The 20,662-nt window shown below is 66.5% G+C and carries 15 protein-coding genes; 8 read left to right on the top strand and 7 right to left on the bottom strand.

Annotation, left to right across the window (positions count from 1 at the left end; all coding sequences use genetic code 11):
• Positions 1 to 134 precede the first annotated feature (134 nt).
• Entirely contained in the window at positions 135 to 1,049 is a 915-nt protein-coding gene (locus ACW17Y_RS04605) for an alpha/beta hydrolase (RefSeq protein ID WP_492037601.1), read from the top strand.
• A 7-nt stretch (positions 1,050 to 1,056) separates the two neighbouring features.
• On the opposite strand, the gene ACW17Y_RS04600 is transcribed toward ACW17Y_RS04605, so the two are convergent.
• Positions 1,057 to 2,577 (bottom strand): serine hydrolase, encoded by a 1,521-nt coding sequence (locus ACW17Y_RS04600; protein WP_492037600.1) that lies wholly within the window; start codon positions 2,575 to 2,577, stop codon positions 1,057 to 1,059.
• Positions 2,578 to 2,761: 184 nt separating this feature from the next.
• On the opposite strand from ACW17Y_RS04600, the gene ettA reads away from it, so the two are divergent.
• Positions 2,762 to 4,429, top strand: coding sequence for an energy-dependent translational throttle protein EttA (gene ettA / locus ACW17Y_RS04595; RefSeq protein WP_492037599.1), 1,668 nt, complete (start codon positions 2,762 to 2,764; stop codon positions 4,427 to 4,429).
• A 28-nt stretch (positions 4,430 to 4,457) separates the two neighbouring features.
• Here the strand turns inward: ettA and ACW17Y_RS04590 are convergent, their stop codons facing one another.
• The 4 genes from ACW17Y_RS04590 to ACW17Y_RS04575 form a co-directional block, all read right to left on the bottom strand.
• A complete protein-coding gene (locus tag ACW17Y_RS04590) occupies positions 4,458 to 4,880 on the bottom strand; it encodes a protease inhibitor I42 family protein (protein ID WP_492037598.1) in 423 nt (140 codons plus the stop codon).
• A 136-nt stretch (positions 4,881 to 5,016) separates the two neighbouring features.
• The gene (gene mdoH / locus ACW17Y_RS04585) at positions 5,017 to 6,939 is read right to left on the bottom strand and encodes a glucans biosynthesis glucosyltransferase MdoH (protein ID WP_492037597.1); all 1,923 of its coding nucleotides are present in this window, start codon (positions 6,937 to 6,939) and stop codon (positions 5,017 to 5,019) included.
• A gap of 154 nt (positions 6,940 to 7,093) precedes the next feature.
• The gene (locus ACW17Y_RS04580) at positions 7,094 to 7,723 is read right to left on the bottom strand and encodes a DUF998 domain-containing protein (RefSeq protein WP_492037596.1); all 630 of its coding nucleotides are present in this window, start codon (positions 7,721 to 7,723) and stop codon (positions 7,094 to 7,096) included.
• Complete coding sequence (locus ACW17Y_RS04575) at positions 7,720 to 8,898, bottom strand: acyltransferase family protein (protein ID WP_492037595.1); 1,179 nt, start codon at positions 8,896 to 8,898, stop codon at positions 7,720 to 7,722. The genes ACW17Y_RS04580 and ACW17Y_RS04575 overlap by 4 nt, the downstream gene beginning before the upstream one ends.
• Before the next feature lie 66 nt (positions 8,899 to 8,964).
• On the opposite strand from ACW17Y_RS04575, the gene ACW17Y_RS04570 reads away from it, so the two are divergent.
• From ACW17Y_RS04570 to metH, 6 genes are all read left to right on the top strand, one after another.
• Complete coding sequence (locus ACW17Y_RS04570; protein WP_492037594.1) at positions 8,965 to 9,900, top strand: 2-hydroxyacid dehydrogenase; 936 nt, start codon at positions 8,965 to 8,967, stop codon at positions 9,898 to 9,900.
• A 97-nt stretch (positions 9,901 to 9,997) separates the two neighbouring features.
• Positions 9,998 to 10,810: a DUF6065 family protein gene (locus ACW17Y_RS04565; protein WP_492038241.1), complete on the top strand. Its 813-nt coding sequence runs from the start codon at positions 9,998 to 10,000 to the stop codon at positions 10,808 to 10,810.
• A gap of 52 nt (positions 10,811 to 10,862) precedes the next feature.
• Complete coding sequence (locus ACW17Y_RS04560; RefSeq protein WP_492037593.1) at positions 10,863 to 11,825, top strand: ArsR/SmtB family transcription factor; 963 nt, start codon at positions 10,863 to 10,865, stop codon at positions 11,823 to 11,825.
• Positions 11,825 to 12,778 carry a methylenetetrahydrofolate reductase [NAD(P)H] gene (gene metF, locus ACW17Y_RS04555; RefSeq protein WP_492037592.1) on the top strand — a complete coding sequence of 318 codons (954 nt, stop codon included), beginning with the start codon at positions 11,825 to 11,827 and terminating at the stop codon, positions 12,776 to 12,778. The genes ACW17Y_RS04560 and metF overlap by 1 nt, the downstream gene beginning before the upstream one ends.
• Positions 12,775 to 13,857 carry a homocysteine S-methyltransferase family protein gene (locus tag ACW17Y_RS04550; RefSeq protein ID WP_492037591.1) on the top strand — a complete coding sequence of 361 codons (1,083 nt, stop codon included), beginning with the start codon at positions 12,775 to 12,777 and terminating at the stop codon, positions 13,855 to 13,857. The genes metF and ACW17Y_RS04550 overlap by 4 nt, the downstream gene beginning before the upstream one ends.
• Entirely contained in the window at positions 13,858 to 16,524 is a 2,667-nt protein-coding gene (gene metH / locus ACW17Y_RS04545; RefSeq protein ID WP_492037590.1) for a methionine synthase, read from the top strand.
• Positions 16,525 to 16,701: 177 nt separating this feature from the next.
• Here metH and ACW17Y_RS04540 read toward each other — a convergent pair whose 3' ends face one another.
• Both ACW17Y_RS04540 and ACW17Y_RS04535 read right to left on the bottom strand, forming a co-directional pair.
• Positions 16,702 to 17,280, bottom strand: a complete 579-nt coding sequence (locus ACW17Y_RS04540) for a hypothetical protein (protein WP_492037589.1) — start codon at positions 17,278 to 17,280, stop codon at positions 16,702 to 16,704.
• 149 nt (positions 17,281 to 17,429) lie between these two features.
• Entirely contained in the window at positions 17,430 to 20,612 is a 3,183-nt protein-coding gene (locus tag ACW17Y_RS04535) for a TonB-dependent receptor (RefSeq protein WP_492037588.1), read from the bottom strand.
• Positions 20,613 to 20,662 lie beyond the last annotated feature (50 nt).

Raw genomic sequence — 20,662 nt, 5'->3', positions numbered from 1 at the left:
CAGCGGCTCCCACGCCGCCATCGCTGAACTGACCACCGAGTTCAGGACGTCGGCCCCTGCCGAGGGGGCCGCGCGCCCCCTCGTCGCCACATTCAAGCCTAGGCTCTCCCCCGGTAAAGCTTGGGGAGTCGGGTATGAAGGCGTTCGGACTGGTGGTGGCTCTGTTGGGGGCGACGGTCGCCTCGGCCTGCTCCGAGCGGGCGGATGCCCAGTCCTCGTCAGCCCCTGCCGGCAGAACCGAAGGCGGCCCATACGTCCTGGCCGGCACCCAGGTCTGGACCGTGCCGGACCCCGTGTCGGGTCGCGAATACGAGGTCTTCGTCAACCTGCCCGCCAGCTACGAGGCCAGTCCCCAGCGCCGCTATCCGGTGGTCTATGTCACCGACGCCGATTACGCCTTCCCGATCATTCGCCAGATCGCTCGCCGGGTGAACCTGGACGGCCCCGTGATCGAGGAGTTCATTCTGGTCGGCCTGTCCTATGCGCGGGGCGACACCGGAACGGTGAGCCGCAACCGCGATTACACCCCGACGCCAAACGGCCCCCGGCGCGCCAGCACCACGCGACATGGCGAAGGCCCCGCCTATCAGGCCTATCTCAAGACCCGGGCCATCCCGTTCATAGAAGACCGCTTCCGCGCGGATCCCGCCCGCCGTGTCCTGCTGGGCCACTCCTACGGCGGACTACTGGGCGCCCAGATTCTGTTCACGGACCCGACGCTGTTCCACGGATATGTTCTGGGCAGCCCGTCTTTCTGGTTCGACCGGCATCATATCATGACGATGGAGGCCGCCTACGCCCGGGACCACGACGACCTGCCGGCTGACGTCTTCATGTACATCGGCGGCTACGAGGCTCCCGGTCCCAGCCCGCGCAACAGCACGACCTCCGACATGGTCGGCGACGTCAGGACAATGGAGCGCGTTCTGAAAGCCCACGCCTATCCCGGTCTTACCGTCCGATCCTTGGTGCTGGAGGACGAGGATCACCTGACCGTCGCCCCCGTGGGTTTCACCCGCGCCCTGATGGCGGTGCTGCCCGCACGCTAGTCCGAGTTCAGGGACGTCGCAGGAAGGTTGCGCCATTGTAGGTCAGCGACACGGGCCTTCCGTCGTCGCCTGGCGCGAAGATCAGCGCCTGACCGCTGTAGGGGGTGAGCTCGACCCGCAGGCTTTCCGGCTCGGTGAAATATTCCGCGAGCGCGTGCTGCACCCCGATCGCGACACCCAGGCCGGCGCCGGTTTCGCTGACGGTGACGGTCCCGTATGTCGGATTCAGATAGTCGCCCACATAGGCGGCGTTCGGAAGGCTGAGCGTTCGGGGCCGTTGGGCCCGCGCCTCCAGACTTGCCGCCAGTCCGGTCCGTCGGCGATCCCGCGTCGCCGCCAGTTCAGCCAGCCTCGCATCATAGACCGCCTCGATAGCCGGCAGCCCCGCGAACCAGTCGTAGGCGTAGTTGGCGACCAGGTCGGCCAGATCCCCGACGAAGGCGTCCTCATTGACCATGACGGCGACCCCGATACGCCTCTCCGGCATGAAGGAGACGTGGGCGCGCGACCCAGAAAAGTTGCCAAAATGATGGATCAGGACATCGTCCCCGTACCGGCCCACCTGCCAGCCCAGACCGTAGCCCGTTCGCTCATAGGGCCCGAACGTCGTCTCCTGGGCGACCTTCGACCCGTGCGTCGACGCAATGAGGCCAGCCGGCAGGATCCGGCGTCCTCCCACGCGTCCGTCGTCGATCTGCGCCTCCAGCCAGACGGCCATATCATTGGCGGTGGAGATCAGCCCGCCGGCGGAATGCATAGTGGGGTCGGTCTTCTGCAGATACGACCGCTCCGGATGACCAGGGATACGGCCGAAATGGCCTGCGGCCACCGTCTCACCCGCCTCGCGCGCCTCGTCCACGAAGGCGGTCGTCTTCGTCATTCCCAAGGGCGTCAGCACCTCGTCCTGCACCAGGGACCGCCAGTCGCGGCCCGACCGGTGCTCGATCAGGACGGTCGCGAGGTTGTAGCCCGAGTTGGTGTAGTCGAACGTCCCCGGCGCCGCCTCGCCGGGGCCCGTCTCGGCGGTCAGACGCCAGAGGACCTGCGGCGTCCAGTCTCCCGAAAACGCCGACCGGAAGGCGATCGGGCTATTGTCTACGCCGGACCGATGGCTGAGCAGGTCCGTCAGCGTCACCCTCGCAGCGATCTCGGCTGGCATGGCCGATCCCTTCGACCAGGTCGCCAAAGGCGCATCCAGATCGACCTCACCCCGCTCGGCCAAGGCGGAAATCGCCAGGGCGGTGAAGGATTTGGTCGCCGAGGCGATATAGAACCGGGTATCGGCGGTCACCGGCGCGCCGGTCTCGACGTCCGCGACGCCGAACCCCGCCGCATAAAGCGGCCCCTGCGCATCGACGACAGTCACGGCCATGCCGGGCACGGCCTCCGTCCGCTCAAGCGCCCGCTGCGCGAAGGCGTCCATGGCCGCAGGGAAGGCCGCCCGGTCCTGCGCCCTCGCTACGAACGGCGCCGTAAGGGTGAACAGAAGCGCCGTCGCGAGGACGGTGCGCAAGGAGATTGGCGGCATGTGTCGGTCCTCCGGCCCGGCCATCGGGCGCGTCGGGGATGAGAGGCCGCGACCCGGTCAAACGGATGCAACCTGCCTTCAATCCGCCGTGTCGCGAGGGTAGTCGTTTGCCCTTCGGCGCGGCGGTCGCTACATCCCGCGCCTACCTCCCCATCCGATTGAACGACAGGGCGCACCGCACCTCATGGCGCAGCAATATATTTTCCAGATGCAGGGCCTGACCAAGGCCTTTCCCGGCGGCAAGAAGATCTTCGAGAACATCTGGCTGAGCTTCTACAACGACGCCAAGATCGGCGTCGTCGGCGTCAACGGCTCGGGCAAGTCGACCCTGCTCAAGATCATGGCCGGCATCGACCCTGAGTTCACCGGTGAGGCCAAAGCCGCGGACGGGATCAAGCGGGGCTACCTGGAACAGGAACCCCACCTCGACGACAGCCTGAACGTCCGCGAGAACGTCGAAGCCTGGTGCGAGGAGAAGCAGTGGGTCAACCGCTTCAATGCCATCGCCATGGAGATGGCCGAGAACTACTCCGACGAGCTCATGGAGGAGATGACCGCCCTCCAGGAAAAGATCGACGCCGGCGACGTCTGGGACATCGACAGCCGCATCGAGATGGCCATGGACGCCCTGCGCTGCCCGCCCGACGACTGGGGCACGGCTAACCTGTCCGGCGGTGAGAAACGTCGCGTGGCCCTGGCCCGGCTGTTGCTGTCGAAGCCCGACATGCTGCTGCTCGACGAACCGACCAACCACCTCGACGCCGAGAGCGTCGCCTGGCTGCAGCATCACCTGGAAGCCTTCCCCGGCTGCGTCATCCTGGTAACCCACGACCGCTACTTCCTGGACCTGGTGACCAAGTGGACGCTGGAGCTCGATCGCGGCAAGGGCATCCCCTACGAGGGCAACTACTCCAGCTGGCTGGAGCAGAAGCAGAAGCGCGTCGTGCAGGAGAACTCGGAATCCGAGGCTCGCCAGCGCGCCCTGACCCGCGAGCTGGAATGGGTCCGTTCGGGCGCCAAGGCCCGTCAGGCCAAGTCCAAGGCCCGTCTGGCCGCCTATGAGCGGATGGTCACCGAGCAGGAGAACCTGCGCGGGGCCCAGACCCACGCCCACATCCAGATCCCGCCCGGGCCGCGCCTGGGCAATGTCGTGCTGGAGGTCGAGGGCCTTCAGAAGTCGTATGGCGACAAGCTGCTGTTCGACAACCTGACCTTCAAGCTGCCGCCCAACGGCATCGTCGGCGTCATCGGCCCGAACGGAGCCGGCAAGTCGACCATGTTCAAGCTGATCACCGGCCAGGAAACACCGGACGGCGGCACCATCAAGGTCGGGGAGACGGTCAAGCTGGCCTATGTCGACCAGTCACGCGATGCCCTCGACCCCAACAAGACCATCTGGGAAGAGATCTCGGGCGGCACCGACGTGATGATGGTGGGCAAGCGCGAGATCAACACCCGCGCCTATGTCGGCAGCTTCAACTTCAAGGGCGGCGACCAGCAGAAGAAGGTCGGGCAGCTGTCGGGCGGTGAGCGCAACCGCGTCCACCTGGCCAAGACCCTGGCCACCGGCGGCAACCTGATCCTGCTCGACGAACCGACCAACGACCTGGACATCGAAACGCTACAGAACCTCGAGGAGGCCCTGGAGGAGTTCGCGGGCTGCGCCGTGGTCATCTCCCACGACCGCTGGTTCCTGGACCGTCTGGCGACGCACATCCTGGCCTTCGAGGGCGACAGCCACGTCGAATGGTTCGAAGGCAACTTCGAAGCCTACGAGGAGGACAAGAAGCGCCGCCTCGGCACCGACGCCCTGATCCCGCACCGGATCAAGTTCCAGAAATTCGGGCGCTAAACGCGAGACCGGCCCTGCGGGGCCGGTTTCAGCGCACCGTGATCGTATAGGTCGCGGTCTCGGCGGGGGGCGTCCGCTCCCAGGAGCGGGCATAGGCGAAGTTCAGGGTCACCGTTCCCGGACCTGCTGCCCTGAAGATCCAGACCGTGTTTCCGCCGACCCCGACCAAGCCAGGCGCGTGCGCATCGGTGATCTCCTGCCCAAACGGCGCGGAAGGGGACAGAACCTCGATCGACTGTCCTTGAATCCGCCACTGATAGCCGGTGGTGGCGTTGCTCGGCAGGGATATGCGCAGGGTCTGGCCGACCGCCAGCGTCGTGCGGCCGTCCCGGACGCCCTGCACCTCACCGGTCGGAGCGGCAGGCGCGGCAGCTTCTCCCGCGCCCGCATTGCAGGCGGAAAGGCCAAGAACGGCGGCAGCGGCGAGTATTAAGGGGGATCGCGTTTTCATACCGTGATCCTCGACCACATGGCCGTGAAGTCAATTCTCGAAACCTTACCGTGAGGCGGCCCGCTCCGGCGCTGATCAAAAAAGGGGACCAGGCCGGCGGCCTGATCCCCATTTTCTCAGCTTGCGATGACCTGGATCAGCGCCGCGCCCAGACCGGAGCCTGACCTTCGAACACCGGACGACCGGCCGGGTACAGGACCACAGGCGAAACCGCGACCGTGCCCTCGTCCGGCGTCACCAGCCAGCCCTTGCGGGCGAAGGCCTGGCCGGTGCGGCGGCGCGAGGTGAAGACGGCGATCGGGGCGGCGAACAGCAGCGGCAGGACGATCGGCGCGAACCAGGTCGCCAGGTCGGGGCGAATGAGCAGGCCCAGGCTGAACAGCACGCCCGTGATCATCTGCCAGCGCATGGCGGTGAAGGCGTCCTTCCAGCTCAGGCCATCGGCGCTGCGCTGTTGGGTGGCCCAGCCGGCGTCGTGACCGCTGAAGATCTGGATCACGGCCTTGGTGTTGGCGACCATCAGGATGGGAGCCAGGGCGGCGGACAGGGCGATCTCCAGGGCCATGCCCTTCATGATCTGGCGCGCGCCGCCGAAGGCCTTGCGCTCGCCGGGACGGCTCAGCACCAGGGCGAAGCCCATAAGCTTGGGTCCCATCAGCATGACGCCGCCCAGCAGCGAGGCCAGCATGAAGGGCGAGAGCTTGGGGTTCAGGATGTAGAAGAAGGAGGTCCAGTCCACCGGGCTTTGCAGCTGCATGACCATGCCGACGATCAGAGAGGCCAGCCACAGGGGCGACGACAGATAGGCCATGCAGCCCATCGCCAGTTGCAGGCGGCTGATCGGGTTCAGGCCCTTGGCGCCGATCAGGGCGAGGTGCTGCAGGTTGCCCTGGCACCAGCGGTGGTCGCGGCGGATGAAGTCGGTCAGGGTCGGCGGGGTCTCTTCGCACGAACCGTCCAGGGCGGCGGTGACGTGGACGGCCCAGCCGGCGCGGCGCATCAGGGCGGCCTCGACGACGTCGTGGCTCATGATGTGACCGCCGAAGGGCTTGCGGCCCTCAAGCTCGGGCAGGCCGGCGCAGTCGGCGAAGGCGCGGGTGCGCAGAATGGCGTTGTGACCCCAGTAGCTGGCTTCCGAACCGGCCCACCAGGCCAGACCGGCGGCGGCGACGCGGCCGTACAGGCGCACGCCGAACTGAGACAGGCGGGCGAACAGGGTCTGGGACTTGATGATGGTCGGGGCGGTCTGGAGCAGACCTACGCCGGGATTGCGCTCCATGGCGTCGACCAGACGCAGCACGGTCTCGCCGGCCATGGTCGAGTCGGCGTCGAGCACGATCATGAAATCGTAGGCGCCGCCGAAGGTGCGGGTCCAGTCGGCGATGTTGCCGGCCTTGCGCTCGATGTTCTCGGTGCGGCGACGGTAGTAGAGGCGGCTGCCTGCATGGGCGCGCAGGGCGACGCAGGCGGACATCTCGGCGGCCGCGGCTTCATCCTTCGTCGAGTCGCTGAGCACGAACAGGTCGAAGGCCTCCGAGGCGCCGAGGCGCGCGAGGGAGGCGTCGAGCGCGGCCAGGCGGGCCAGGGCCTCGCGGGCGTCCTCGTTGTAGAGCGGCATGAGCAGGGCCGTGCGGCGGGTCGGCAGCGGCGGATAGGGCGCGAAGTCCATGTCATCCTGCTCGCGGCCGGTCAGCAGCACGATCAGGCCGGCGAAAGTCGAGCAGAACCAGCAGGCGATGGCCGTGATCAGGACGGCGAACAGGATCAGGGCGACGATCTCGAGCGGCTGGAAGCCTTCGCGGGCGCACAAGATCAGCGGCGCGATCATGGCCAGAAGGGCGACGACCAGCGTCGAGCCGAAGACGACGAAACGGCGCGTCAGCAGGCCGTCCGGACGCGTTGCAACATGGGCTGTGACCTGGCGCGAGGCGTCATTGAAGGTCTGGCGCGGCATGGCCAGCGGGGATTGCTCCGGCAGCCAGGCGCTGCCGCCCGTGTAGGTCGGGACGATTTGACCGTCGAGGTCATAGACCCGCGCGGTCGAGGCGTGGCCGCTCATGCAATAATCCCCTTGGCGCGCGCGGTCGGAATCCGGGCACAGTTGTTGCGCCGCACCATCCGATCACTCTCGTTCACTCTTCCGCGATTTTCAATCACGGAATGGTGATAACGGCACTTTTTGTTGCAAATGCGTTGTGGCGGCGCACGCGGTCTCAGGGGGTGAGAGCGCGCCTCATGAGATGGGCCGCCACGCCTACCCAGCCGACCAGAACGATCGCGAAGGCGCGCTCCCAGTAGCCGACATTGAAATCGTTGACCGTTCCGGGAAACACGAGGTGTTTGGTCAGCACGGTCAGCACCGCCATGATCACGAACACGAGCCCCAGGAAGCGTTTCAGCCGGGTCAGTTCAAGGCTCTGGCGGAGTGCGACCAGCAGGAACACCGGCGCCAGCTGGATGCCCAGCCCGAGGTTGATCGCCATGTGTCTGGGGTCGGGCCAGGGATAGAGGCTCGACATCACCAGCCCGGTTCCCGCCAGCACGAACAGCAGCCCCACCAGTACAGCCGACACCGGCGACCGGGTCAGGATGACGACGGCCAGACCGAAGCCGACCCCCGCCACCCCGGTCAGGACGCCGGCGATCATCACCCCGAAGTTGAAGATCCACGGCTGGGCCGCCGTCTCGCCCCCCAGTTCGCTGAGATACTGGCGCGCGTGGTCGAACCCGGCATAGGACACGGCCGCGATCAGCACCGCCAGGAAGGCGAAGACCGGCGCCGCTACGCCCACGAGCAGCAGTCCGCGCGCCGCCTGACGGATTTCGGGCTGGGCGAAATTCATGCCGGATCGCCGCGCTCGGCTGTCGGCAGCCCCGGCGCCGCCGAAGGCCTGGCCTTCAACGGTTTCAGGCCCCAGATCGGCCGGATCAGCGGGATGCGCCGCGCGATCTCGTAGATCAGCAGACTGCCGCCGATCGTGATGACGGTCAGGACCGGAGCCTCGACCACGGCCGGCCAGCCCCGGGCCTGGATCAGCCACACCGCCACCACGAGGATCGTCTGGTGGGCGAGATAGCAGGTGAAGACCGCGTCGCTGAGATAGTGCAGCACCCGACTGTCGGCCCGGCGGAGATGCAGGCTGCCGAAGCCCAGGATGGCGGTGATCACGGCCCACTGGTCGATCGCGAAGACGACTCCGCGAGGGATCCCCCAGAAGGCGCCGCCGCCGGGATGCGCCGTCTGCAGCATCATGATCGGCAGGGCGACACAGGCCAACCCGACCCCGACCCAACGATACCGCTCCAGATCGCGCCAAACGCTTTCCTGGCGCACCACCAGATAGCCGAACAGGAAGGCGCCCAGCGACAGGGCGTGATTGTACCAGTCGTGCGTCAGCCGGTTGGTCAGGCCGAACATCGGGAACAGGATCAGGCGGATGATGATCAGATAGAGGATCGGGATCGCGATCACCCTCCAGCCCGACAACAGACGCGTCAGGCCGGCCTCGACGCGCTCCATATCCGCCGGTCGCAGCATCAGGAGGACCGCCACCGCGCTGTAGACCGCGATATAGATGATGAACCACAGGTGGTTGACCGGCACCCCGTTGCTGAGTCCCGACAGGCTGAACTCGTGCCACCACCAGCCGGCCAGTCCGCCGCTCCAGCCGCCCTTGTCCATCGCCTCGATCCACGACTGGATCGGCACCAGCACAAGCGTCCCGAAGATCAGCGGGGGAATGAGTCGCTCGGCCCGCGCCCGGGCCACCTGACCGGCGGTCCGGCGCGCGGTCATGAAGCGAAGCGCGGCGCCCGAGACCAGGAACAGCAGCGTCAGCCGCCATGGATTGGTGATCAGGACGCCTTCGCGCATCCATTCGAAGGTATGGGTGCTGTGCATGTGCCAGTCGTAGGGCGCATAGACCAGGCCCACGTGGTACAGGATGAGCAGGCCGAACGCCGACAGCCGGATCCAGTCCAGGTCGAGGCGACGGACGGGACCGGAGGCGGTTTGCACGGCGCGTCTATGATCGACGGAAGGTTGTCTGTCCACGGCGCGTCTGTCCTGAGCTAGGATCAGCCCATGCCCCATCGTCCGCACGTCCTGATCATGCCCTCCCTGCTCGGACCGCTCACAGGGTTTCTGGAGAGCGCCTACGACGTCAATCGACTGTGGGAGCATCCGCCGGTCGAGGCGCAGGCGTTGATTCAGGCCGTGGTGGTTGCGGGCGAGGATCCGCTGGACACGGCGGTGATCGAGCGGTTGCCGAACCTGAAGCTGATCGCCTGTTTCACCTCGGGCTATGACGGCATCGACCTGGACTGGTGCGAGGCTCGCGGGTTGCCGGTGACCCATGCCCCGGCCGTGAACCACGAGGATGTGGCCGATCATGCGCTGGGGCTGATCCTCGGCTCGGTGCGGCGGATCGTGGAGGGGGACCGGACGCTGAAGGCCGGCCAGTGGTCCATGGACGCGCGGCTGATGACGCCGTCGATGAAGGGGCGGCGTGTCGGCATCGTGGGCCTGGGCCTGATCGGCGAGGCGGTGGCGAGACGGGTCGAGGTGATGGGCTGTCCGGTCGCGTGGTGGGGACCGCGAGCGAAGAACTCGCCGTGGCCGCGCGCGGGGTCGCTGGTCGATCTGGCGCGGGATTCGGATGTGCTGGTGGTGGCCTGCCGGGCGGATGAGACCAACCGGGGGCTGATCTCGGCCGGGGTGATCGAGGCGCTCGGGCCGAACGGATTGCTGGTCAATGTGGCGCGCGGGTCGCTGGTGGACGAGGACGCCCTGATCGCGGCGCTGAAGGGCGGGCGGTTGGGCCAGGCGGCGCTCGACGTGTTCGAGACCGAACCGACGCCGGCGGCGCGCTGGGCCGACGTGCCGAACGTGGTGCTGACGCCGCATACGGGCGGCGCGACCTCCGAGGCGGTGCAGGGTATGCTGATGCTGCTGATGAAGAACCTCGCCGCCGCCGTGGCGGGAGAGCCGCTGGTCACGCCGGTCGTGCGGAACGCCTGAGACCGGCCTTGCGAAGGCCGTGGTCGTCGCGGCAGGGTGCGGTCGCTCCACACGGGACCTGCCCTTGACCGATATCGCCGCCCAGACTGACACAGCCCTGACGCTGGAATGCTATCCGATGCGGGACGACCCGCCGCGGATGGTCCCGGGCCGACCCGAGCGCGACTGGATGGACGAGTTCGCAGGGCGGCATCCCTATCGCTGCCTGCCTCTGACCATGGCCAACACCACGGGGTGGGAGCTGCTGTGCCCGTTCGGGTTCGAGGCCGAATGGGACGGGCGGATGGGCGCCGACTCCATCAGGTTCCGGCCCGACGCCGACGCCCTGTATTTCGATCACTTTGCCGCCTCGCATTTCACCGAAGGGGTCCTGACTTTCCACACGGGCTGGCTGTTCCGAACGCCGCCGGGCTGGGCCATGCGAGCATCGGGGGTGCCGAACCGGTTCAAGCACGGCATCCAGGCTCTGGAAGGCCTGACCGAGACCGACTGGCTGCCCTATCCGTTCACGATGAACTGGCGCTTCACGGCGCCCGGCGTGGTGCGGTTCGAGAAGGACGAGCCTTTCTGCTTCCTTCAGCCGGTGCAACATCACCGGGTCGAGGACTTCGTGCCGGTGCGCGCGAGCATGGACCCCGACGGCGACCTGGCTCTGCAGTACCGGAAATGGTCTGAGGTGCGGACCGACTTCAACACCCGCATGGCGGCCGGAGACCCCGAGGCGATCAAACAGGCGTGGCAGCGCTTCTATTTCCGGGGCGAATTCCCCGACAGGATCGCCGAGGCGCCGGTCGAGCACGTCAACAAGCGCCGCCTCGCCCCCCTGCCCGACGCGCCGTCTCCGGAGCCCGCTCCGCCGTCGAAGGCCCATGTCGGGTTCAGAACCTGGAGTGCGCAAACGAAGGCCTAGGCCGCTCGTTTTCTCTGGAAATCATATAAGGATATCCTTATATGATTATACCATGTCGCTGACCGCCGATCAGACTGTCGAAGCCCTGCGCGCCGCCGGCGAGCCGACGCGGCTGCGCATCCTGTCGCTTCTGGCCGGCGAGGAGCTGTCGGTGATGGAGCTGGGCCGCGTGCTGGAGCAGAGCCAGCCGCGTGTGTCGCGTCACCTGAAGCTGATGGCCGACGCAGGTCTGATCGAACGGTTCCCGGACGGGGCGCGGGTCTTCTACCGCGTCTCGCACGAGGTGCAGGCGCGCCGGCTGATCGACACGGTGCTGGACCTGTTGGACGACGGCGAGGGCGAGGCGGATCACCGTCGGCTGGATGCCGTGCGCGACGAGCGAGCCACCGCCGCCGCCGCCTATTTCGAACAGGTCGCCCCCAGCTGGGACCGCATCCGCTCCCTCTATGTTTCAGAGACGGCGGTTGAGAGCGCCATCGAGCGCGCGGCCGGGCCGGGGCCGTTCGAACGCGTCGTCGACCTGGGCACCGGTTCAGGGCGGATGCTGACCCTGCTGGGCAAGAAGGCGAAGATGTCGATCGGTCTCGACCTGTCGCAGAACATGCTCAACATCGCCCGGGCCAATGTCGCCAAGGCCGGGCTGGACAAGGTCGAGCTGAGGCACGGCGACATCTTCGCGACCCGTCTGCCAGCACAGTCGGCCGATCTGGTGCTGGTGCACCAGGTGCTGCACTACCTCGCAGATCCCGGCGCGGCCTTGGCCGAGGCCGCTCGCGTCGTCAGCCCCGGCGGCAAGCTGCTGATCGTCGATTTCGCGCCGCACGACCTTGAGCGCCTGCGCGAGGAGCATCAGCACCGGCGCCTCGGCTTCGCCGACGACGAGATCGGGCGCTGGCTGGCCGAAGCCGGCCTCGACGCGTCCGCCTCCATCGCCCTGCCCCCCGATACGGCAGGGCTGACCGTCACCATCTGGACCGCGACGAGACCCGCCGTCGCATCAAGGAGCGTCGCCTGATGGCCGCTACAGTTTCTCCTCTCGCCGAAGCCCGCGCCCTGTTGCTGTCGCCGCTGGGGCCGGTGGCTCGCGCGGGCCAGAACGCCAACCCCGTGCGGGTCTCTTTCGAGTTCTTCCCGCCCAAGACCGACAAGGCCGAAGAGACCCTGTGGGAAGCCGTGCGCCGCCTGGAGCCGCTGAACCCCGAATTCGTCTCGGTGACCTATGGCGCCGGCGGCTCGACCCGCGAGCGCACCCACCGCACCGTGCAGCGGATGCTGACCGAGACCACGCTGAAGCCCGCCGCCCACCTGACCTGCGTCGACGCCAGCCGTGAGGAGGTCGATGAGGTCATCCGCGACTACAAGGCCATCGGCGTGAACCATATCGTGGCCCTGCGCGGCGATCCGCCCGGCGCGCAGGGCATCGGCGGGGTCTATCAGCCGCGCGCCGACGGCTATGTCAACGCCACCGAACTGACCCAGGCGATCAGCCGCGTCGGCGGTTTCGACGTCACGGTCGGCGTCTATCCGGAACAGCATCCGGAAAGCCCGTCGATCGACCACGACATCGACGTGCTGAAGGCCAAGATCGACGCCGGCGCGACCCGCGCAGTCAGCCAATTCTTCTTCGACATCGACGCCTTCCTGAGGTTCCGCGACCGGGTCCGGGCGGCGGGGGTGACCATTCCCCTGATCCCCGGGATCATGCCGGTGTCCAACTTCGCCGGTCTTCAGCGCATGTGTGGATCGTGCGGCGCATCGGTGCCCGGCTGGCTGGCCGCCCACTTCGAGGGCCTCGACGACGATCCGGAGACCCGCAAGCTGCTGGCCGCCTCCGTCGCCGCCGAGACCTGCGCCCGCCTGCAGGAAGAGGGTTTCTCCGACTTCCATTTCTACACCCTGAACCGCGCCGACCTGGTCTATGCGATCTGCCGCGTTCTGGGCGTCCGCGAACAGAGGGTTTCCGCATGACCCGCGCCGAACGCATCGCCGCCCTGCACAAGGCCGCGAAGGAACGCATCCTGGTCCTCGACGGATCGTGGGGCGTGATGATCCAGCGCGTCGGGCTGGAGGAGGCCGACTTCCGCGGCGACCGCTTCGTCGAGGCCAATGGCTATAACGAAAAGGACCAGATGAAGGGCAACAACGACATCCTGTGCATCACACGCCCGGACGTCATCAGCGACCTTCACGACCAGTATTTCGGCGCCGGCGCGGATATCTCGGAGACCAACACCTTCTCCGGCACCGTCATCGCCCAGGACGACTACAAGCTGGACGAACAGGCGGTCTGGGACATCAATCTGGAGGGGGCGAAACTGGCCCGCGCCTCGGCCGACCGCTGGACCGAGAAGGAGCCGCACAAGCCGCGCTTCGCCGCCGGTTCGATCGGGCCGCTGAACAAGATGCTGTCGATGTCGTCCGACGTGAACGATCCCGGCGCGCGTCTGGTCACCTTCGACCAGGTCTATGACGCCTATCGCCACCAGATCCGCGCCCTGAACGAGGGCGGCGTCGACCTCTATCTGATCGAGACCATCACCGACACGCTGAACTGCAAGGCGGCGATCAAGGCCATCAAGGACCTCGAGGACGAGGGTATGGAGGCCCTGCCGATCTGGATTTCGGGCACCATCACGGACCGTTCGGGCCGCACCCTGTCGGGTCAGACCGCCGAGGCCTTCTGGAACAGCGTGCGCCACGCCAAACCCTTCGCCGTCGGCTTCAACTGCGCGCTTGGAGCGGACCTGATGCGGCCGTTCATCGCCGAGCTCAGCCGCGTCGCCGACACCCTGGTCGCCGCCTATCCCAACGCCGGCCTGCCCAACGCCATGGGCCAGTACGACGAGGAGCCGCACGAGACCGCCCACTCCATCGAGGAATGGGCCGCGTCGGGCCTGGTCAACATCGTCGGCGGCTGTTGCGGCACGACCCCCGACCACATCAAACACACGGCCGAGGCGGTCGCGAAACTGCCGACGCGGGAAATCCCCGAGCGGCCAGTGGCGATGCGGCTGTCCGGCCTCGAACCCTTTGAACTGGTGGCCTGAGTGCGTCCTGTCTTCATCAACGTCGGCGAACGTACCAACGTCACCGGCTCGGCCAAATTCAAGAAACTGGTCGTCGAGGGCGACTACTCCGCCGCCCTGACCGTGGCGCGCCAGCAGGTCGAGGCCGGCGCCCAGATCATCGACATCAATATGGACGAAGGCCTGCTGGATTCGAAGCAGGCCATGATCACCTTCCTCAACCTGATCGCGGCCGAGCCCGACATCGCCCGCGTGCCGGTGATGATCGACTCGTCCAAGTGGGAAGTCATCGAGGCGGGCCTGAAATGCGTCCAGGGCAAGCCGATCGTCAACTCGATCTCGATGAAGGAGGGCGAGGACGCCTTCCGGAAGCAGGCTGTCAGCTGCCTGCGCTACGGCGCCGCCGTCGTGGTCATGGCCTTCGACGAGGTGGGTCAGGCGGACACCGCCGCCCGCAAGATCGAGATCTGCACCCGCGCCTATCGCATCCTGGTCGACGAGGTCGGCTTCCCGCCCGAGGACATCATCTTCGACCCCAACATCTTCGCCGTGGCGACGGGGATCGAGGAACACGACAACTACGCCGTTGACTTCATCGAGGCGGTCAAGGTCATCAAGGCCACCCTGCCCTACGCCCGGATCTCGGGCGGGGTGTCGAACGTCTCGTTCAGCTTCCGCGGCAACGAGCCCGTGCGCCGGGCGATCCACAGCGTCTTCCTGTACCACGCCATCGCGGCGGGCATGGACATGGGGATCGTCAACGCCGGCGACCTGCCGGTCTACACGGACATCGAGCCGACCCTGCGCGAGGCGGTCGAGGACGTAATCCTCAACCGCAAGCAGCGGACCAACGTCTCCAACACCGAGCGGCTCGTCGACATCGCTCCGAACTACAAGGGCGACAAGGGCGTGGCGCGGGTCGTCGACCTGAAGTGGCGCGACCAGCCCGTCGGCAAGCGGATCGAACACGCCCTGGTCAACGGCATCACCGAATACATCGATGCCGACACCGAGAAAGCCCGCCTGTCGGTCGAGCGGCCGCTGCACGTCATCGAAGGTCCGTTGATGGACGGGATGAACGTGGTCGGCGACCTGTTCGGCTCGGGCAAGATGTTCCTGCCGCAGGTCGTGAAGTCAGCCCGCGTGATGAAACAGGCCGTAGCCTGGCTGGAGCCGTTCATGGAGGCCGAGAAGGCCGGCAAACCGCGCGAACAGGCCGGCCGCATCCTGATGGCGACGGTCAAGGGCGACGTCCACGACATCGGCAAGAACATCGTCGGCGTCGTGCTTCAGTGTAACAATTACGAGGTCATCGACCTGGGCGTCATGGTGCCGGCCGACCGAATCCTGGACGCCGCGATCGAGCACAAGGTGGACATCGTCGGCCTGTCGGGCCTGATCACCCCGTCGCTGGACGAGATGGTCTTCGTGGCCCGCGAAATGCAGCGGCGCGGCTTCGACATCCCCCTGCTGATCGGCGGGGCGACCACCAGCCGGACCCATACGGCCGTGAAGATCGAGCCGGGTTATTCGGCCGGATCGACCACCTATGTCATCGACGCGTCCCGCGCCGTGGGCGTGGTTTCGGGCCTGTTATCAAAGACCGAGCGGGCGAAGAACGAGGCCATCACCCGCGACGAATACATCCGCATCCGCGAGCAGTACGCGCGGGGCCAGGAGGTCAAGGCGCGCGCCACCCTGCCCCAGGCGCGCGAGAACCGGTTCAACATCGATCCGGCCCAGACCATGCCGGGCAAGCCGTCCTTCATCGGGGTGAAGGCGTTCGACAGTTGGGATCTGGCCGACCTGGCCGATCACATCGACTGGACGCCCTTCTTCGCCAGCTGGGAGCTGATCGGCCGCTATCCGTTGATCCTCGAGGACGAGATCGTCGGCCAGGCGGCCAAGGACCTGTTCGCCGACGCCCAGGCGATGCTGAAGCAGATCATCGACGAGAAGTGGTTCACGGCCAAGGGCGTGGTCGGCTTCTGGCCCGCCAACGCCGTCGGCGACGACGTCGCCGTCTACGCCGACGAGAGCCGCACCGAAGAGATCGCCCGCTTCCACACCCTGCGCCAGCAGATCAAGAAGTCGAACGGCAAGCCGAACCTGGCCCTGTCCGACTTCGTCGCCGAAGAAGGCCAGGACTATATCGGGGCCTTCGCCGTCACCGCGGGTCACGGCGAGCTGGAAATCGCCAAAAAATTCAAGGACGCCGGAGACGACTATTCCTCCATCATGGCGACGGCGCTTGCCGACCGTCTGGCCGAGGCCTTCGCCGAACGGCTGCACAGAGAAGTTCGCACCCAGCTCTGGGGCTATGCGGCCGACGAGACCGCGTCGATCCAGGACCTGATCGAAGAGAAATATCAGGGGATCCGTCCGGCCCCCGGCTATCCGGCCCAGCCGGATCACACGGAAAAGGCGACCCTGTTCCGCCTGCTTCAAGCCGAACAGAATGCGGGCATGGCTCTGACCGAAAGCTTCGCCATGACCCCGCCGGCGTCGGTGTCGGGCCTGTATTTCGGCCACCCGGGCAGCCACTATTTCGGCGTGGGCAAGATCGATCTGGACCAGATCGAGGACTATGCGGCTCGCAAGGGCTGGGACATCGCGACCGCCGAACGCTGGCTGTCGCCGATCCTGAACTACGAGCCGGGCGCCGCGCCGCGGGTGGCGGCGGCCTAAAATCCTTCTCCCCTTGCGGGAGAAGGTGGCCGAGCGAAGCGAAGTCGAATGAGGGGTCACGCTGACCTTGAAAATCAGCGCTCGATCCCCACTCCAGCCGCCTGCGTGACCCCTCATCCGTCAGCCCCCCGATCAAGTCGGAGGGCTGCCACCTTCTCCCGCAAGGGGAGAAGGACTTTACTCCGCCTTCGGCACGCCGACCTCGTCCAGCCCGGCCTGATCCAGTGTCACCGGCGGGGTGGTGATGTTCTCGCGCACGCGGCGGGCGGCGTGTTCGCAGCGGCCCGGCAGGCCGAAGAACAGGCCGAAGGCCTCGCTGCGGGCGCGCTCGTCCGTCTGCGCCTGCAGAGGGACCCATTTGGCGGCGGCGTCGGCCTCGGCCGCGCGGGCGGCGGCGAGGGTCGCGGGCGTCTGCCGGCCCTGACCGGCGCGCAGGGCGTCGCGGAAGTCCGCCGCCTCCAGCCCGCCCAGACGGATGATGTCGCGGTCCAGATCGTCCGCGGTGGTCAGGCTGCGGCCGAGCGCGATATGGCCTTCGACCAGAGCCGCGCACCAGGCGACCAGAGGATAGTCCTGTTCCGGCGCGCCACGCGGCAGCGGCGTCTCATAGGCGATCGCTTCGCGGGCCCGCAACGCATCGACGCTCTCCCCGGCGTCACGCGCGGTGACGACCGGGCCGTCATCCTGTTGGGCGAAGGCGGGTGACTGAGCAGCGAGGGCCAGGACGAGAAGCGAGGCGGCGAGACGAAGGCGCATGGACGGTCCGTGATCTGTTTCGGGGAGTTCGCCCCACCCAACGCCTGAAGCGTCGCAATGGTTTTTCTGCGGCGCCGATTTCTCAAAGAAAAGGGCGGCGGATCCGGAGATCCGCCGCCCAGTCATGCTCATGCAGTCGTCGTTAGGGTCTAGAACTTGATCGAGGCGCTCAGACGCACGAACCGCGGCGTCTGATAAGCCGTCGGCTTACCGTAGTTCAGGTCGACCTGACCGGGGCCCGGATAGACGCCGATGTCGATCTCGCCGAACTCGTTGTAATCGAGCTCGTTGTCGGAGTTGAACACGTTGAACACGTCGGCCCGCAGGGTCACGCCCTCGCCGGGGATGCCCCAGCGATCGCTGACCGTATAGGAGAACGTCAGGTCGACCTGGGTCAGCCAGTCGCTTTCGAACACCGAACCGCGCGGGGTCGGCAGAGAGTTGCGGACGCCGTCGTTCGTGCGATCGCAGTAGAACGAAGCCGCGCCGTAGAAGGCGGCGAAATCGTCATCCAGCGAGTTGGGATCGGTCTGCGGGTGAACGCCCTGGCAGCCGAACTGGCGTGGCGACTGAACGATGATGTTCGTGCCGATGTTGAAGGCCGGAGTGACCTGCCAGTTGCCGTAGGCCTTGAACGAGTGTTCGCGGTGGTTCGGCAGCTTGCCGTAGGCGCCGTCGGCCAGACCCGGCACGTCGAAGTCCTGGGTCAGGCCGGGGTCGGCCTGGCCGTTGTCGGACTTGATCGCGCCTTCGTAGTTCCCTTCGGTGTTCGACCAGACGTAGCTGATGCGACCACCCCAGACGCCGTCGAAGGCGCGTTCCAGGGAGAACTCAGCCGCCGAGTACTCGCGAACCGGTTTGGGGAAGCGCAGGTCCGCGGCCGACAGGGTCACCTGACGGTCCTGGGTGATGCGTCCGCCGGAAGCAGCCGACAGGTCGGAGCCGGCCAGGGTCACGGTTACGTCCTGACCGGGGTTGGCCAGCACGTACTGGTGGAAGCCCGACCACACCGAGTAGCAGCTCGCCGCCGTCAGACCGCCGCCGGCAGCCGCGCAGTAGGCCTGCAGGGCGCTGTCGATGGCGATGTCGTCGATGGCGCGGCCGAGGTCACGGTAGGTACCCGTGATGTTGGCGGTGAAGTCACCCCAGCCGGTGCTGAACTCTTGCGAGTAGCCGAGGATGAACTCGTCCACGTACATCGGCGCCAGGTTGGCGTCGACCTGGGTGTTCGTCGCCCGGGTGGTGCCGTCGGCCAGGGTCAGAGACGAGACGGCTGTGCCCAGGATCGGTTGGTCGTTGTCGTCGCGGATACCGTCCTGGTTGGCGTCGATGGCCAGGTTACCGTTGGTGCGGTTCAGGTTGTAGGTATCGCGGAAATACAGCTCGCGGCCGGCCAGACGCTGGTTGGTGTTGACCGCGACCGGCAGGAAGTAGCGGCCGTAGAAGCCGAACAGCTTGGCGGTGCGATCGCCGAACACATCGTAGGTGGCCCCGATGCGCGGTGCGATCTGGTCCTGAATGTCGACGAAGACGTCGCCGGAGATGTTCGAGTTCTCGAAGCTTTCCGAACGGATGCCCAGGTTCAGGGTCAGGCGGTCGGTGACCTCCCAGCTGTCCTGGATGTAGTAGGCGTTCTGGGTCGATTCCCAGGCGCCGTCGTTGTTGTAGACCTCGACACGAACGCGCGTCGGCCGTCCGAGGGCGTCCGGCGTCTGATAGCGATAGGCGACACCGCCGGTGCGGGCGCCCGAGCAGATCAGGGCGTCAGCCCCGACGGCGCGGTTGATGGGCACCCCGCCGATGCGGCAGATGTTGAAGCCCTGACCCGAACGCGACAGCGTCTGGGCGCCGGTCAGGTTCTCGTTGTCGATACCTGCGCGGACATGGTGAGCGCCGAACAGGTCGAAATACATGTCGACGTCGAAGCGCAGCATTTCGCGCTTGTCGTCGTTCGTGCCCGGCGACCCGATCAACCAGTTGCCGCGCTGGGCGGTCAGGGCGTTTGCGACGTCCAGAATGCCGTCGTTGTTATAGTCGAAACCGGTGATGTCGGTGATGACCGGATTGACGTCTTCGGAAGACGAGGATTCCGAGTTGTTGTTGGTCTCACCGTAGGCCAGCGAGGTCGTGAGCCAGTCGGTCCATTGACCGGTGTAGCGAATGACCCAGTTATCGCCGCCATTCTTGACCTGATAGGTGCCGTCATCGCGCGAGCCGCCCGTCGTGCCGGCGAAGAAGGTCCGCTGGTTGATGTCGACTTCGGTGGCGTCCGAGAAGTAGGTGCCTTCCAGGCGGTGACCATCAGCGATGATGAAGTCGACCTTGCCGCCGTAAATCGGGCTGTCGTCCTCATTGCGGAACCCGAGGTTCGACGCGTTCTGGTTATAGGTTTCGCGGTAGCGCTGGTTGTACAGGCCGTACACGAACAGGCGATCCTGAATGATCGGTCCGCCGGCTTCTACAATAACATCCCAGCTTTCGACGCTGTCGAGGTCATTGATCGCCAGATAGGTGTTGGGCGAGTAGCTGCGGAGCGATTCCGGCTCCCAATAGGTCGTCAGACCGAATTCCCACTCATTGCCGCCCGACTTGGTCGTGGCATTGATCACGCCGCCGGTGCCACGACCGAACTCGGACGAATAGCCGCCGGTCTTGGTTTCGAAGGTCTCGTAAAACTCAAACGGAACGGTCGCGCCGCCAAGGAAGCTCACGAAGTCGGTGGTGTTGAGGCCGTTGACGAAGAAGGTATTTTCACCGGCCGACGAACCCGAGATCGACGGAATGCCGCCGAAGGCTGCGTCGCCGGCGGTCACGCCGGGGGCCAGCAGGGCCAAGGCGGTGCCGGAACGGGCCAGAGGCACGCTGGCGGTCAGGGTTTCGACGTCAACGCTCAGGCCGGTCGTGGTGGTGTCGAAGTCCGACACAGCGGTGCGGACGCCTACGACGACGATTTCATCGACATTGGTCGCGGCCGAGTCGCCGGCGCGGCCGACGGTGAAGACTGCCGAGGTGGTGCCGCCAACGCCAACAGTCACCGAGTCGGAGAAGGCATCGTAGCCGCTGCCGGTGATCGCAACGTTGTAGCTGCCGGGGGGCAGGGCGACCGCGCGGAAGTTGCCGGAAGCATCAGAGGTCAGCGTGCGGCTGAAGCCCTGGGCGTTGGAGGTGACGGTGATGGACGCGCCGCTGACCGGAGAACCGCTCTGGTCGCTGACGGTGCCGGACAGGGCGCCCTGGGTCGCCGAGGCCTGAGCCATGGCCACGCCGGGCACGGCCATCAGGGCCATCGAGGGAACCATGGCTGCAGCGAACAACGCGGCGCCGCCGATCATGGTTGACGCCAGCAGGCGTCCACGGACGGTTTCAACTTTCAATGTCTAGT

Source organism: Brevundimonas sp. AVps7 (assembly GCF_058681545.1).
This window is presented reverse-complemented; position numbering and strand designations above follow the sequence as displayed.

Excerpts from the sequence above, each read along its gene's own strand:
- ACW17Y_RS04605 (WP_492037601.1), top strand. The coding sequence starts at position 135 with ATGAAGGCGTTCGGACTGGTGGTGGCTCTGTTGGGGGCGACGGTCGCC.
- ACW17Y_RS04600 (WP_492037600.1), bottom strand. The coding sequence starts at position 2,577 with ATGCCGCCAATCTCCTTGCGCACCGTCCTCGCGACGGCGCTTCTGTTC.
- ettA (WP_492037599.1), top strand. The coding sequence starts at position 2,762 with ATGGCGCAGCAATATATTTTCCAGATGCAGGGCCTGACCAAGGCCTTT.
- ACW17Y_RS04590 (WP_492037598.1), bottom strand. The coding sequence starts at position 4,880 with ATGAAAACGCGATCCCCCTTAATACTCGCCGCTGCCGCCGTTCTTGGC.
- mdoH (WP_492037597.1), bottom strand. The coding sequence starts at position 6,939 with ATGAGCGGCCACGCCTCGACCGCGCGGGTCTATGACCTCGACGGTCAA.
- ACW17Y_RS04580 (WP_492037596.1), bottom strand. The coding sequence starts at position 7,723 with ATGAATTTCGCCCAGCCCGAAATCCGTCAGGCGGCGCGCGGACTGCTG.
- ACW17Y_RS04570 (WP_492037594.1), top strand. The coding sequence starts at position 8,965 with ATGCCCCATCGTCCGCACGTCCTGATCATGCCCTCCCTGCTCGGACCG.
- ACW17Y_RS04560 (WP_492037593.1), top strand. The coding sequence starts at position 10,863 with ATGTCGCTGACCGCCGATCAGACTGTCGAAGCCCTGCGCGCCGCCGGC.
- metF (WP_492037592.1), top strand. The coding sequence starts at position 11,825 with ATGGCCGCTACAGTTTCTCCTCTCGCCGAAGCCCGCGCCCTGTTGCTG.
- ACW17Y_RS04550 (WP_492037591.1), top strand. The coding sequence starts at position 12,775 with ATGACCCGCGCCGAACGCATCGCCGCCCTGCACAAGGCCGCGAAGGAA.
- ACW17Y_RS04540 (WP_492037589.1), bottom strand. The coding sequence starts at position 17,280 with ATGCGCCTTCGTCTCGCCGCCTCGCTTCTCGTCCTGGCCCTCGCTGCT.
- ACW17Y_RS04535 (WP_492037588.1), bottom strand. The coding sequence starts at position 20,612 with ATGATCGGCGGCGCCGCGTTGTTCGCTGCAGCCATGGTTCCCTCGATG.